This is a genomic window from Fodinibius sp., from assembly GCF_041642155.1.
Lineage (GTDB): Bacteria > Bacteroidota > Rhodothermia > Balneolales > Balneolaceae > Fodinibius.
This window is the reverse complement of the sequence record NZ_JBEPWZ010000055.1, coordinates 1-14,463: the sequence shown is the minus strand read 5'-3', so window position 1 is coordinate 14,463 and position 14,463 is coordinate 1. Positions and strand designations below refer to the sequence as shown.

At 51.7% G+C, this 14,463-nt stretch carries 10 protein-coding genes; 4 read left to right on the top strand and 6 right to left on the bottom strand.

All coding sequences use genetic code 11. The features are described from left to right. Positions 1 to 8: 8 nt before the first annotated feature. Positions 9 to 1,316 (bottom strand): peptidoglycan DD-metalloendopeptidase family protein, encoded by a 1,308-nt coding sequence (locus ACESLU_RS05500; RefSeq protein WP_372636259.1) that lies wholly within the window; start codon positions 1,314 to 1,316, stop codon positions 9 to 11. Between the two features lie 138 nt (positions 1,317 to 1,454). On the opposite strand from ACESLU_RS05500, the gene gltX reads away from it, so the two are divergent. Continuing rightward, the gene (gltX, locus tag ACESLU_RS05495) at positions 1,455 to 2,942 is read left to right on the top strand and encodes a glutamate--tRNA ligase (protein ID WP_372636257.1); all 1,488 of its coding nucleotides are present in this window, start codon (positions 1,455 to 1,457) and stop codon (positions 2,940 to 2,942) included. 51 nt (positions 2,943 to 2,993) lie between these two features. Further along, complete coding sequence (locus ACESLU_RS05490) at positions 2,994 to 4,724, top strand: Na+/H+ antiporter NhaC family protein (protein WP_372636254.1); 1,731 nt, start codon at positions 2,994 to 2,996, stop codon at positions 4,722 to 4,724. A gap of 12 nt (positions 4,725 to 4,736) precedes the next feature. Here the strand turns inward: ACESLU_RS05490 and ACESLU_RS05485 are convergent, their stop codons facing one another. Continuing rightward, the gene (locus ACESLU_RS05485) at positions 4,737 to 5,513 is read right to left on the bottom strand and encodes an NRDE family protein (RefSeq protein ID WP_372636251.1); all 777 of its coding nucleotides are present in this window, start codon (positions 5,511 to 5,513) and stop codon (positions 4,737 to 4,739) included. Positions 5,514 to 5,655: 142 nt separating this feature from the next. On the opposite strand from ACESLU_RS05485, the gene ACESLU_RS05480 reads away from it, so the two are divergent. Both ACESLU_RS05480 and ACESLU_RS05475 read left to right on the top strand, forming a co-directional pair. Next, a complete protein-coding gene (locus tag ACESLU_RS05480; RefSeq protein WP_372636248.1) occupies positions 5,656 to 8,301 on the top strand; it encodes a PP2C family protein-serine/threonine phosphatase in 2,646 nt (881 codons plus the stop codon). Positions 8,302 to 8,380: 79 nt separating this feature from the next. Further along, positions 8,381 to 9,037: a metal-dependent transcriptional regulator gene (locus ACESLU_RS05475; protein WP_372636245.1), complete on the top strand. Its 657-nt coding sequence runs from the start codon at positions 8,381 to 8,383 to the stop codon at positions 9,035 to 9,037. A 186-nt stretch (positions 9,038 to 9,223) separates the two neighbouring features. Here the strand turns inward: ACESLU_RS05475 and ACESLU_RS05470 are convergent, their stop codons facing one another. The 4 genes from ACESLU_RS05470 to ACESLU_RS05455 form a co-directional block, all read right to left on the bottom strand. Beyond that, positions 9,224 to 9,760, bottom strand: coding sequence for a thioredoxin family protein (locus tag ACESLU_RS05470; RefSeq protein ID WP_372636242.1), 537 nt, complete (start codon positions 9,758 to 9,760; stop codon positions 9,224 to 9,226). 104 nt (positions 9,761 to 9,864) lie between these two features. Beyond that, the gene (locus ACESLU_RS05465; protein WP_372636239.1) at positions 9,865 to 12,084 is read right to left on the bottom strand and encodes a TonB-dependent receptor plug domain-containing protein; all 2,220 of its coding nucleotides are present in this window, start codon (positions 12,082 to 12,084) and stop codon (positions 9,865 to 9,867) included. A gap of 354 nt (positions 12,085 to 12,438) precedes the next feature. After that, a complete protein-coding gene (locus tag ACESLU_RS05460) occupies positions 12,439 to 13,593 on the bottom strand; it encodes a PepSY-associated TM helix domain-containing protein (protein WP_372636236.1) in 1,155 nt (384 codons plus the stop codon). A 49-nt stretch (positions 13,594 to 13,642) separates the two neighbouring features. Next, positions 13,643 to 14,463, bottom strand: an 821-nt coding sequence (locus ACESLU_RS05455) for a TonB-dependent receptor domain-containing protein (RefSeq protein ID WP_372636233.1), incomplete at its 5' end; no start/stop codon positions are given.

The window sequence follows — 14,463 nt, the reverse complement described above, 5'->3', positions numbered from 1 at the left end:
TCTACTATCTATAATCTACTGCTAACCCTCCAAAGCAGCCGGTTCCTGTACCGCACCAGCTGCTTGTTTTCATAGTTGGCAAAGGCGGACAGATCCTCCGGGGATGCGGTCACAAGCAGGGGCTGCCGGGTAGTAAAATGTTCAAAAAGAGAATCGCCGGAAGCCGTGGTGATGGTCTCCAGGGGCTGGTCGGCCGGCTCCAGCAGGCTGCCGTGTACAAAGCCCCTTATTTTATCCGGGAGCTCAATCTGGTACCATGCCCCGGTGGCCCCCAGAATTCGAACGGCTGCGTGACGAGTCAGGCTGGTCAGAGGAGGATCCTGGGTGGAGGGCAGGGGGCGGATGTTTGCTTTTGCGTTTTGAACCCGCCCCCAGGCCCCAATCAGCGAGGGGTCCACACTGGGATCGTCTGGAGAAGCGCTGGGGTCGTCAATAAAGGGGAGGGGATTCACCGCTCCGCGGTCATAAATGCCGAAATGAAGATGAGGTGGGGTGGTGCGGGCATTGCCGGAGTTGCCTACCAAACCAAGCGTATCTCCCACCTGAACGGATTGTCTCTGCCGGGCTACGATGGAATCCAGATGGGCATAGTAAAGCGACCGGCCCGTGGCGCGGAGCCATACGATATTTCCCCCGAGGTTACTGGTACCGGTTCGCGATACTCGTCCCTCTGCTGCCGCAATAACAGGCGTTCCCCGGTCTGCAAAAATATCAACGCCTTCATGCCGGCGTGCTCCCCCGTCACGCGAGGCTCCCCAGAAACTTTTGATGTCAGATACCCCCGCCCCCGCAACCGGAAAATCCATGGACGGCTGATCGGTGAGGGAGAGGGTCAGCGATCCGCTGACCAGGAGTTCGGGTTGCATGCGCAGGATGACCGTATGGGTGCGATCACTTTCATAGTGGAGCAACGAATCTTCCGCGGATGTTATGCGGGTCCGCTCTTCATCTTCATCCACGGAAAACAAATCCAGAAAAACCTGGTGCGTGGTATCCGTTCGGGACATGCGGGCATTTAGAATCCGTCCTTCTTTCATATCTATTTCCCAGGAATAGGCGACGGGCTCATCTCTAAAATAGGTTACGGTAGCCTTGTGTGGAATAGCGGTTTCCACCGGTTGGTAGAGCGCCGAATCTCCGGCCTCAATCCATTCCCGGACCATCGGCTTATCCGCCAACTTGCTGTCCAGCAGTGCTTTTTGGTAGGCCTCGCGGGGACTGTCGGATTCAAAGGTCCGTTTAACGGTCCTGCAGCTCTGTATGAGCAGGGCCATGACAGCAGCGATTCCAACAATTAAAACAGTTGTCTTTTTCATGACCAGGGGGACTTACATTCATATTCAGCCATTGTTATGAACAGATAACAGGATATATTAATTGCTCTGTAATTAATGCTTTATAAGCTTTATTTTGAGCGCTACAGCCAACGCTTAAACAAAATAAGAAAAAATTTTATGAAAGGATCCGTACGAGTACGATTTGCACCGTCGCCCACCGGCCTATTGCATATTGGTGGATTACGCACAGCGTTATATAATTATTTATACGCAAAGGGACACCAGGAGGGGGTGTTCGTACTTCGCATCGAAGATACCGATCAGGCTCGCTACGTTGAAGGGGCGGAAGAAGATATAGTAGAATCCCTGAAATGGGCGGGGATGAAGGTGGATGAAGGTCCCGGCAAGGGCGGTGAATTTGGTCCCTACCGCCAGAGCGAGCGCAAGGGAGGGTATGAAAAATATGCCGAGCAGCTGGTGGAGCAGGGACACGCCTATTATGCCTTTGATACACCCGAAGAGCTGGAAGACATGCGGGAACGTCTGAAAAAATCCGGCAACCCGTCCCCCAAGTATGATGCGATCACGCGCATGTCGATGAAAAACAGTCTTACGCTTCCCCGGGAAGAAGTGGACCGGATGCTGGAAGAGGGAGAGGAATATGTAATACGGCTGAAAGTACCTCGGCGCGAGACCATTCGTTTTGAAGATGAAATTCGCGGGTTTGTGTCATTTGAGAGCAAGGGACTGGACGACCAGGTACTGCTGAAATCCGACGGCATGCCCACCTACCACCTGGCCAATGTTGTGGATGATCACCTGATGGAAATTACCGACGTCATACGGGGTGAGGAGTGGCTCAGCAGTGCGCCCAAGCATATCCTGATGTACGAGTATTTTGGATGGGAGCCGCCCCGGATGGCCCACCTGCCGCTGATCATGTCGCCCAGCGGCGGCAAGCTTTCCAAGCGGAAGGCGGAAAGCGAGGGCATCCCCATTAACACCCGCGATTATATTGAACAGCAGTTCGAGCCCGAGGCGCTGGTGAACTTCCTGGCTTACCTGGGATGGAGTCCGGGGGATGATTCGGAGTTGCATACAATGGATGAGCTGATCGAGTTGTTTTCCCTGGACCGTGTGAGCAAGGGCGGCGCGGTGTTTGACTACAAAAAGCTGATATGGTATAACGAGCATTACCTGCGGGAGAAGTCCGCCGACGAGCTGTATCCCCGTGTCAAAGCTATCGCAGAAGAGCATGGGATTGCCCCTGATGAGGCCTATATGAAAGAGATCATCCCGCTGATGAAAGATCGCGTGAGCAAGATCGAGGATTTTGTAACAATGGGACGCTTTTTCTTTGAAGATCCCGAAGAATATGAGGAGCGAGCGCTGAAAAAATGGAAAGACAACAGCGCAGAGCTGCTCGGTGCCTATGTCGGGAAACTCAAGGACATGGATGAAGAGGAGTTCGAGGCCGGGAAGCTGAAAGATAAGATCAAGGAAGTGATCAGCGAATATGATGTCGGATTCGGTCCCCTGATGATGCCGCTGCGCGTAGCCGTTTCGGGGATGGGATACGGGCCGGACCTGACCCCTACCATCGAGCTGCTGGGGAAAGAGACTACCATTCGCCGTATCGAGACGGCTATCGAGCGGCTGGGATAGGGGGAAAAGGGGGGATTAGTTATAGAAAATTAAATAAAGAAAGAAAGTTGGATGAAGCGGAACATACTCTTTGCGGGAGCCGGCCTTATTATCTTATGGGTGATAACGGTCGCAGGACACGCGGCTCCCGGGTTCTTCTCATCGGTCCCGCAGATTGCTCCTAAAGGAGGTATTACCGGTTCCTGGCTCAGCATCCTGCCGCCTTTGGTTGCTATCGGCATAGCCCTCGTGTTTCGCCAGGTGCTTTTCGCCCTTTTCCTGGGAATCTGGTGCGGGGCTTTTCTGGCCGGGGACCTTTCGTTCCCGGGGGCGTTTACCAGCTTCTTTACGGCGCTCAGCGGCTATATCGTACCGGCAACGGCGGATGTCAGTCATATGAGCATCATTATTTTTACCCTGCTCATCGGGGGAATGGTCGGCATCATTACCGATAACGGGGGGACGCGGGGCATTATCAGGAAAATTACGAAGTTTGTGCGCACCAAAGTACACGGGCAGCTTGTGACCTCCCTGATGGGATTTGTCGTCTTTTTTGATGATTATGCGAATACCATGGTCGTGGGCAATACCATGCGTCCCCTGACCGACAAGCTGCGCATTTCGCGTGCCAAGCTGGCTTACCTGGTGGATGCCACCGCGGCGCCGGTGGCAACCATCGCTCTTGTCAGCACCTGGATCGGCGCCATGGTGGGGTTTATCGCCGATGCAGAGGAAAAGATGCCCAATTTCAATGAGTCGGCTTATGCCGTTTTTATCAATTCCCTGCCCTACAACTTCTATGCTTTTTTTACGATCTGTTTTGTATTGGTGATTGCCGGATCCGGCCGTGATTTTGCTTCCATGCTGAAGGCCCGCATCAATCTGTACAAGGCCAAGCACAATCCTGCGCTCGACACCTACAACCTGTGGAAAGATAAAATTGCAGACGATGAAAAGAAGCAGATGACCTCACATTGGAGCAACGCGGCCCTGCCCATTCTGACCCTTATTTTCGGTACGGTGGGGGGACTTTTTCTGACGGGGGAGGGCAGCAGCGTCCAGTCTGTTATTGAAACGGCCGACTCCTATAAAGCGCTGCTTTGGGGATCGCTTATCTCGATTGCCGTAGCCGTGGCCATGACGCTCGGAAAAAAACTGCTGGCGGTGGATGAAATGCTGGAGGGCATGATGGAAGGGATGCATACCATGTTTGACGGTCTGCTGATCCTGGTGATGGCGTGGGCGCTGAGTGCCATCACCATAGAGTTAGGCACCGCTGACTACCTGATGTCGGTTTTCGGGGAGACCCTGAACCCTTACTGGCTGCCTGCCCTTGTTCTGCTGCTCTCGGCATTGACTTCCTTTGCCACGGGATCCAGTTGGGGGACGATGGGTATTCTCATGCCGCTTGTGGTACCGCTGGCCTGGGAAATCGGCATTAGCAGTGGCCTGGCTGATGCGATGACCCACGAAATTATTTATGCGAGTGTAAGTGCCGTGCTGGGCGGTTCGGTCTGGGGGGACCACTGTTCGCCCATTTCCGATACGACCATTCTAAGTTCGATTGCCACCCAGTGCGACCATGTGGAGCATGTGAACACGCAGCTGCCCTATGCCATGATTGTGGGAATCATCAGCATTATCGCCATGGCCGGCATATTGGTGGCTGGCATTCCCTGGTGGATTATCTATCCCGCTGGAATAGCCGTTATTGTGGCTATTATCTATAAATTTGGCACCGTTCCCGATCCGGAAGAATACGCCCCCGAGGGAGAAAAGGGCGCGGTTACGGCACTGGATTAGTTGTTGGCATCATCATCGATTCGGGACAAGGGTGAATTCAAACCTGTTTTCCTCTGTCACCTCCTGCGTGCCGGCTTTAAAGCGGCGTTCGATAAATGTGACCTCGTCCTCCCGGCTGATAAGAAGAACGGTAGAACACCGGGTGCCATAGTTGTCGCTCTTGATAAAAACAGGAGATACTTTTTTTTCGATATCTTTGGGGATTCCCGTGTTGGGAAGCTGATCTTCCGGTGCTTCGACGTCATCAGCGAGAAGATCAAAAAGCGCCGTTTCAGAAATGTGGGGTTGTTGAACAATGTGCTGCAGCTGACTTTTTGCCCGTTCTACCTTGGGCCACGGGGTATCCAAAAGGTGATTGCTGAGTCCGTAGATACCCGCAGTGAGCTGTTGCATCGATTGCTGCTGGTTAGAATAGTAGCATAGATCGTCGGCGCTTCCCACCAGGAGATTGAACCCGTCGTATTGATCCGCTGTTTGGTCCACCTGCTCGAGATAGGCTTCCGGAGGTTCGGATTGTTTGAGAAAATCGAGCACCAGATGTCCCCGGCTGGGCGGATCTTCTTTGGATATGCCGGGATCCCTGTAATTGGTAATGGCAGAAAATCTTCCGCATCGGGTGATCCCCATCCATGTTCCCCCGGCTTTTAAATCTTTTCCGGCCAGGATATTGCTTTTGGTGTCCCAAAACCGGGCAGCGCGGGTGGGTCGCCGGTAATCTTCATCCCGGTTGGCTGCTACGATTAGCTTATGGCGGGGATGCTTATGATTTGCAAAGACAAGCAGGCACATATAATTAAAAAAAAATGCTTTTTGTCGCTTTATGTTTTAATCAATCATATAAAACAATATTCGATAAATATTAATTCTCAAAACATTTTCACATATTCAACGTGAGATAAATAGATAAAAACATGTCACCTAAAATCTGTAAGTGAATTTTACTACTCGAGAATATGGCCTTTTACTAACCGGACTGCTGGGTGCGGTGTGGTTTTTTGTGATGTATCCCTCGCAGGATCCACGCAGTGTGCTGGATCTCACTATGGAAAAAAATGAGATCCAGCAGAAGGCAGCGCAACGACTGGAAAGCTTTGGCTATGCCGTCCAACAGTTTGAGCCGGAAGTAACCTTCGGGGTAAATAGTGAGTTCCTGGATACTCTCCAGCAACAAATAGGCCGCCCCGAGCTGATCAGACAAATGAAAGCGGGGGAAATCGAAAACATTGCTCCCTTTTACTGGCAGGTTACGTTTAGTCCAACCATTGACCGAAGGCAGAATATATCTGGTTCTGGCATGTCTGAGGGAGAAGAGTCGCCCGGGAGCGATGATGAGGAGATTGAAATGCGTCTTGATATGCAGGGCAGGTTTATCGAGATGCTGAATCCTCGTTCCATCGTGCCCCTGCAAGCGGTTAATCGCCGGGCTCTGGCCTCAATATTTGATACCGGACAGGAGGCGGAAAAGTACCTGTCAACGTTAACGGATTCCCTGCTGACCCAGCAGGTTATCATTGATGTGCAACGCAGCAGCCGCAGGGTGCAGAGCCGGGAAGGCACTGCTTTATCACGGCTGGAAACCAGCCTTAAGCAGAAACGCCCCTTTAGGTTGTTTGAAGAAGATATATTTAAGATGGGTTCTTATTACCTGTCGCAGACAGGGTGGGAGATCTCACTCCTGCGCAGCGACACGATTCGGACGGGTCGGCTTGGCAACAGCAATATAAGTACCGCCACCGTCCGGTACGAGTGGACGAATCCCGCACTTGGAAAGCAACAGAGCATCGATGTTCGTCTTATGGCGACCGGGGGACTGATCGGCGTGAGTTCGGCATACAGCCTCGGCGACACAGAGGGTACCAGTTACCGTCAAATATGGCCGGTCTTGCGTAATGCGCTGATCTTCCTGTTTTGCCTGGCCGGAATTATCATTTTCTTTTTCCGGATTCGCGCCCGCGCCATTGATACCAAACCGGCCTTAATAGTGGCTATTCTGGGCGGGAGTGCGGCAGCAATAGCTATGCTTTTATCGATTTTTCCTCAAGTCAATTTTATTACGGATCCCGACAGCTGGACCACCAGTATTATGATACTGATAGGAGTGGGAATATCGGGTGCCGCCGCCTCCCTGGCTTTCTTTGTCTTTTCTGCCATCGGTGATTCTATCACCCGCCAGCACTGGCCCGAAAAACTCAATCTCTATGATTATTTGCGCCAGGGCATGATCTTTAACAAGCCTATTGGCTATTTGATGATACGATCAATAACTCTCGCCTTTATATTGGCGGGGGTATTGTCTCTTATGCTATGGCTTATTCCTTATTTATATATCGACATATCCCAGGTTTTTTTACATGAACAGGCTCTGTGGCCCCCCCTGTATCTTATGTTGTATAACGGCTGGGCGGCGCTGAGTATCGTTCTGGGTATTTTTTTAGTACTCGGGGGACAAGCGTACGCGCAGACGAAAAACAAGGTTATAACTTCGGCTATCATGGTATTCGCATGCACGATCATAGCACCGATTGTGGGCAACTACGGGCCTGTGGCACAAGAGGTGTTGATAGCTGTGGTTATCGGTACGGCGCTGGTACTGATCTATCTCCGGTGGGATGCGATAACGTTATTACTAAGCTATTTTCTTTTTCTCGGACTTGTTCGCACCAGTACCGGCTGGATAGTGGAGGGGACCATGGACGGGTACATCTTTGTCTTTTTTATGACGGTGATGGGATTGCTCTTCCTGTTTGGGATATGGGCATCCCAGCGAGGGAAAGAGGCCCAGGCACTATCCGGGTTCATCCCCGATTATGTAGAAGAGCTGGCCCAGGAAGAACGCATCAGGCAGGAACTTCAGATTGCCCGTGAAGTCCAGGAGTCTTTTTTACCGGTTAAAACACCGCAATTCGAGCATCTTGAGCTGGCAGCCTTGTGTAAACCAGCCTATGAGACGGGTGGTGATTATTATGATGTTATCAGACTGGATGACAACCGGATAGCGGTGACTATCGGAGACGTTAGTGGGAAGGGCATTCAGGCTGCTTTTTATATGACGTTTGTCAAAGGAATATTACACAGTTTATGCCGCGAAATAGAATCACCGGCAGAACTCCTGAAGAAAACAAACCGAATTTTTTGTGATAATGCCAACCGCGGCGTCTTTATTTCCCTGGTATATGGAATCATCGATCTGTCGAGGAAGGAGTTTTACTTTGCACGGGCGGGACATAATCCCGTTCTCCATGTCGGGACACGGGCGGGAAAAGTCGACGAGCTCCGGCCATCGGGACTGGGGATCGGGCTTGCTACGGGCAGTGCCTTCGACGATACCATTGAAGAAATAACATTGAAGCTCGACAGTGATGATCTGCTCATTCTTTATACGGATGGCATTGTAGAGGCCCTGAACGAAAACCATACCTTTTACGGCAGCCATCGCTTTAATAACTTACTGGCCCGGCAGGAGAATGTCTCGGCGGCTGGTATTTTAGATACCGTGGCAAAGGATCTAAAATCATATATCGGTCGCGCCAAACAACATGATGACATGACCATGGTTGTCATGAAAATGAAGAAATAAGTCTCATTTTTAGCTGTAATCGAACGTTGATATTAATATATTGGCAGAGTTATAAAATTAGTGACTATCGACATCTATTATGGTATTGAGTCAAGCTATTGAAGATTATCTGAAAGCCATTTATACGCTGCAGTCCGGGGGAAATCGAGCCTCAACGACCCAGATTGCAAAATCCCTGGAGGTATCTTCGGCTTCGGCTACGAATATGATCAAGCGCCTGGCCAAAATGGGGCTGGTGGATTACCAGTCCTACAAAGGATCGGTACTTACCAGTTCGGGGAAAAAGATTGCCCTTGAAATTATTCGTCATCACCGCCTGCTGGAGCTTTACCTGCTGGAAGTGATGGGCTATTCGTGGGATGAAGTACACGATGAGGCGGAGAAGCTGGAACACCACATTTCCGAACAGTTTGAAGACAAGATTGCCAACCTGCTGGATGATCCGACGCACGATCCGCACGGCGATCCGATTCCCACGAAGGAAGGACTGATGCCCGAGATGAATACCCGGCCCCTTGTTGAGGCGGAAGCCGATCAACGCTACCTCGTGAGCCGGGTGAAAGACCAGGACCCGGAAGTACTGCGCTACCTTGAAAAAATCGGACTGTTGCCGGGGGTAAAGATCAGCATAAAAGAAAAAGCACCGTTCAAGGGACCCATTACCCTGCGGGTGGAAAATGAGGAACAGGTTATCGGAAATGAAGTGGCCCGCAATATTTTTATCGCGGAGATGTAGGAACCCGGCTGGCTTAACAGTACGATTCTTTAGTTCCGGTATATTCCCGACTCAGATCCTACGACAAAAACGCGCAGAAAAGGAGTAATGTCACCCGGAGAATTCTTGTGATGCTGTATAGCGGATAGAAATGGTGCCCGGGCCGGAAAGCAATGGTTTTATCTACTCTTGGGTGAGTCATACGGGTTAAAAATCGTTCTCTTTTTGAAAGGTCTCAAACGACTGGCGGTGGTAGGCCCCGGTCGCAATATATGCCAGCAGAGGCTCCAGTGTTTTTGCATCCAGGAAGCCCGTTACATGGAGGAGGTACTTCCCCTGGGCGTTCAGGAATACAATGGTCGGTACTTGCCGGGCTCCGAGCTTTTGAGCAAGTCTCAGCGAACCGAGTTTTTGTCCCCGGTAATGATATACCGCTTCCCGGTCGTCGCGATTGATGCGCGTTAGAACGAACTGACCAGATAATTCGGGAGCCAGTGCGGGATAGACTTCCTTTTTCAATTTACGGCACCAGCCGCACCAGGGCGCCCAGACGTCCACAAGCACGGGACGCTTGCTGCTATCTGCCGTGACAAGCGCTTTTTCAAGGGGAAGCCACCGGAGTTCCTGGGAATGGACCGGGCGGGGAACGACCAAAAGCAGGGAGATAGAGATAGATATAGATACCGCAAGCAGGATAATCCCGTACGTACGGCCTATTCCAATTCTTGTTGCTGTATGTCTCATGATCTGTTCTCCGTTTAACGATCTAATCATTGCATGGTACTTCGGCAGCCTTCATTGCTGCGCGGTTCATGGTGGTTTTCTGGCTAATTGTAGTGCCATCGGATTTATCGAAGATTAAGCCGTACCCCGAGCCCCAGGGTTCGTCCCACAACAGGTCCCCAGGTATAAATGGTATCAAAATCGGGACTGAAAGGCGATGCTGCGTCCACCAGCGGGCTGCCCTGGGTATAGTCAAAAAGGTTTTCTGCCGAAAAATAAGCCTCGAATCCCACCCCGCGTGAGCTGTTTACGTCTGTAAATTCTTTTGTGAGCTTAAGGTCGTGGGTGGCATGGGCGGGGGACCACCGGTCACGCCCGAAGTCCTCTACGTAGTTGTCCGGCATTCGCTTGGGACCTACCAGGTTTGCCGTATAATCCAGTGACAGTCCCCACCGAAACCGGTAGGTTAGGCCGAGGGTCCCGGTATAACCCGGGGCGTAGGTGAGTGCCCTGCGTTCATTGTTTTCGTTGGTAAATACATCCATCAGCGTGAAGCCGGCATTGTAGGTGAGCGGGATCGATGTAAAATTTTGTTCGATACTAATTGAGGCTCCCCGCGTTACAGAATGACCATCGAGGTTTTCATACACGATTAAATTGGGATCCCGGTCGTAGTCCGGGATAATTTTATTAGAGAAACGGGTATAAAATCCGTCCATGCCGACGGTCATGGGATTGCTGCCGAAATAGATAATATGCTCCACGCTCGCAGTAATGCTCCGGGACCGCTCCGGTTCGAGGTCCTCCGTAAAGACCACCTCGCGTGAACCGGTGAGGGCCGCATGATCTTCGGTAAAGACATTCACAACCCGGAAGCCGGTACCGCCGCTGATCCGCACCGTGGTCCGTTCCGAGGGACGGTATTTCGCTGACAAGCGCGGGGCTGTAATGAGGCCGTGTTCGGCATGATGATCGAATCGCAGTCCGCCTAACAGCGTTACGTCCCCCAGCGAAAGTTCACTCTGTGCAAATATACCGGGAATAAAACGCCGGTCTGGGTTCCCCGAGGTTGCGGGCGTATTGTCATGGTAGGTTTGATAACGAACGGTGGCCCCTGCCAGCAGTTGCCATGCCCCGGTAAGTTGCTGGTCCCAGGTAGCTTGTCCATATATAATGCCCTGCCGGGCATCGTAGTGTTCGGTTCCGTAGTAGCTGTCCTGATCGTGGTAGGTGAGGGCCCCGCTGATACGAAGCTGCTGGTTCAAGCCCCGGGGACGCAATTCGGTCAGGAGTTCAGCCCGCCGGGTATAGATCGATTCACCGTAGACCTCGCCGGATCCCCGCAGGTCCCCGGTGTACGCTCGTACCCCGCCCGTACGTTTTTCATCATACAGTTTTGTGGCTATGCTCCATAGCTGATCGCCCCTTTTCCCGGTTACGATTCCTTTCCCGAAGAGGGCCACGCGCGAGCGTTTGGGCACGTCGTTAAAGCCGTCGTTGTTTTCGTCAAAATAGTGCTGCATGCGGAGTATATCCCCGCTAACAAACCCCTTGAACCGTCCCGATTGCGGAGAGCCGGCCAGGTTAAGATTTCCCTCCCTGGTACTTTTTCCATACATATCAGCTGTAAAGGAAGGGGTGTTGGCAGGATTTTTGGTAATAATATTGACCACCCCGCCGAGTGCCTGGGTGCCATAAAGGGTAGACTGGGGACCTTTGATGACTTCCACCCGGTCTATAATAGAGGGGCTGATGCCGTTGAGGCCATAGACCGAGGCGAGGGCCCCCATGAGGGGCATGCCATCGATGAGGACCGCTGTATTGGGGCCTTCCACCCCGTTGATCCGGATGGCGTTCGTACCGCAGACACCGCAATTCAACTGGGTCGAAAGTCCGTTTACGCTGCCAATGAGATCCATGATATTGGAACTTGTTTTTCCCTGCTGCAGGCGCCTGGCATTGATGACCGAGACCTTGACCGGCGACTCCTTGACATAGGTCTCCCGCATCGTACCCGTAACCACTACCTGCTCCAGTTCCTCCACTTTTGGTTTCAGGCGGATCGTGAGCGTCTGCGGGATATCTTTCTCCACTGTTATTTTTTCTTGATGCCGCGCAAATCCCACGGCTGAGACTACCAGCTGATACGCTCCCGGGTCAATAGTTGAAAGTAAAAACCGGCCGTCAGCATCCGTGGAGGTCCCTTTCCGGGTTTCGAGAAGGGCCACGTTGGCACCGGCTACAGCTTCGCCTTCACTGCTAACGGTTCCCTGAATCGTCCCGGTTTGGGCCTGAAGGGCATTTGCGAGTAACAGAAAAAACGATAATCCTAATAGCCGCAACATGATATTTATCCACTTAATTAATCTTTTAGTCGTATCTAATTTTAATATAAGATTTATAAATTATTTAGCCAAGGCTAAAAATTAAGTTGTGTAAAACTTCAATTAGGAAGGGGTCCGGTATTTTTCGTTTGTTTTATTTTTCCTTGTGATGCAGGTGGGCTGGTGAATAAAGGAGGCAAGGCGCAGGCCCCACGCACTGTATTATTCAATTGATGCTTCTCCCTTGTTTTAGTGTCCCGCTGTGGCTTGTCCCCGCCTTACCCAGTCTTTATTTATGCCTGAAAGGAGATTCTTTATCAGCAGATGCGGGCCCATTAAATAATACGAGAAGAGCGGGCACCAGGCAGCAACAACCTATACCACGGTCTCTTCTAAGGTCTCGTCGATACGGCTGCTCTTTTCCTGAGATTGGAAAGGACCGAGCGAAGGATTCTTTTGCCTTTGCAGCCCCCGCTTTTTCCGTTCCCGCTGCAGCCATATGATAAATCCAGTAATCGATAAGATCGCGGGCGCTAACCCGAAGAGGCAATAGAGGATCTTGATGATGATGCCTCCCCAATCCCCGAAATGAAGCGGGTAGGTAAAACTCAGAAGATGGGTGGTAACCGGCTGATTCCGGACAAAGAAGGCGTTGCTTTCCCTTCCGGTTTCCGGATCAAATTGCACATAATTTGAAAACTCGTAGTGGATGGGCAGGTCGGAATCCATGTGGCCGTACAGCGTAATCTGGCGGTCCGGCTGGGCAGGCATGCGCATGTAAGAAGGATCAAAGCCGGGATGAGACTGCCGGGCCGTTTCCATCACTTTGTCCAGGGAGGCTTCCACCGCGGGCGGATCGGGAAGGGAAGGGGAATCGCCATCTGACTGCAGATGAGTCTGGACGATAATCAGCATGATCACTACGCCCGTGACAGCCGTTATCAGGTTAAAGATAAGCGCCCAGACGCCCACGGACCGATGCAGTTCCGAAGAGGTAGACTGCAGGTTCCGGAAACGGGGTCGTATTTTAAAGGTAAGTACTCTTTTTATGGCTTTGCGGTAAAACCAAAAGCCGGTAATGAGGGAGCCAATAAACATTAGTCCGGCGATAAGCAGAATAATTTCGCCTGTAAAGCCGGAATGCAGCTGATAGTGGAGCTTGAGCATCCAATAGGAGAACGTACTTTCGCTATCGAGGTCCCGCATAATGTCACCCGTCACCGGATGCAGGTACAAGTATCGCCGGTCATCAGGCCGGCGGATTTCCGCCTCGATAGCCCGGCCCGCTTTGTCGGGAATAACCGTAAACCGAACATCCCAGTTGGGGTGTTTCCGGGTAATGGAAGTATAGGCGTTGTCAAGGGATACCGGCTGGTCGGAATTCGGCTGGTGAATAACATCGCGCTGGATGAACTGTTCGATTTCATCGTCAAAAACCAGTATAGAACCGGTTAAACCCATGATGAGAATAAAGATACCGGCGATAAGGCCGAGCCACTTATGGATAGAAAGAAGAAATCGTTTGTTCATAGATAGATAAAAGCCGCCGAACCAACCGGCGGCTTACCGGATAATTTTTTTAGAGCAGAACGGTCAGCGTCGCATTCACTCGCGCGCCCGGACCTTTGGCATAGCCCGTGCCAAAAGCGGCCCCGGCCCACTGAGAAATAGCGGGGTAGTAATCCGTATTCAGCAGGTTTTCGACGGCCAGGCTGAAAGAACCGAAAGGCAGTTCATAGCTCGACGTCAGATCAAATAGCGTATAGGCATTGACGTTATTCTTGTAGGCGGCGAAGCTCCCGTTCTCCAGTCGTTCAAATCGATTTCGTTCGGTGGAATGGATCAAGCTGGCCCGGGTACTCAGCCGTGACGTGAACTGGTATTCCGCATAGGCCGTAAATTTCGGCGGGGAAATCCGGCTGTTGGCAAGAAATTCATCGACCGGATCGGTATAGCTGCCATTATTATTATTGTCAGTGCGTCCCTCGGTGAAGGTATAGGAAGCTCCGACGGCCAGCTTGTTAGTGGGACGGGCATGGGCGCTTACTTCGACGCCGTATACGATTTCCGGAGACCGTACGATGCCCAGGTTCCCATCTTCATCCTCCTGGTAGGAGGCGCCGAGATCGGAGGTGCTCACAAAGCCGGATATGGAACCCCGGAAGATGTCGAACGAGCTATTTACCCCTAATTCATAGTTTTGTATGATGACCGGCTCCGGGTCAATTCGCTGAACGGTCGTAGATTCGGTTGCGCTTCGAAGGGTGCGTCCCAGGTCGGCCACCGAAAATCCCTGCGAAACACTCACAAACGGGTTGAAGGCACTGAATTTTTTAAAGCTGAGTCCCAGGTTATAGGTCAACGCGCTGTAGTCAAGCGAACCGCCCGCAATATCCACGC

What these genes read in the sequence shown, in the direction of transcription:
- ACESLU_RS05500 (WP_372636259.1), bottom strand. Translation starts at nt 1,316, where the DNA reads ATGAAAAAGACAACTGTTTTAATTGTTGGAATCGCTGCTGTCATGGCC.
- gltX (WP_372636257.1), top strand. Translation starts at nt 1,455, where the DNA reads ATGAAAGGATCCGTACGAGTACGATTTGCACCGTCGCCCACCGGCCTA.
- ACESLU_RS05490 (WP_372636254.1), top strand. Translation starts at nt 2,994, where the DNA reads ATGAAGCGGAACATACTCTTTGCGGGAGCCGGCCTTATTATCTTATGG.
- ACESLU_RS05485 (WP_372636251.1), bottom strand. Translation starts at nt 5,513, where the DNA reads ATGTGCCTGCTTGTCTTTGCAAATCATAAGCATCCCCGCCATAAGCTA.
- ACESLU_RS05475 (WP_372636245.1), top strand. Translation starts at nt 8,381, where the DNA reads ATGGTATTGAGTCAAGCTATTGAAGATTATCTGAAAGCCATTTATACG.
- ACESLU_RS05470 (WP_372636242.1), bottom strand. Translation starts at nt 9,760, where the DNA reads ATGAGACATACAGCAACAAGAATTGGAATAGGCCGTACGTACGGGATT.
- ACESLU_RS05465 (WP_372636239.1), bottom strand. Translation starts at nt 12,084, where the DNA reads ATGTTGCGGCTATTAGGATTATCGTTTTTTCTGTTACTCGCAAATGCC.
- ACESLU_RS05460 (WP_372636236.1), bottom strand. Translation starts at nt 13,593, where the DNA reads ATGAACAAACGATTTCTTCTTTCTATCCATAAGTGGCTCGGCCTTATC.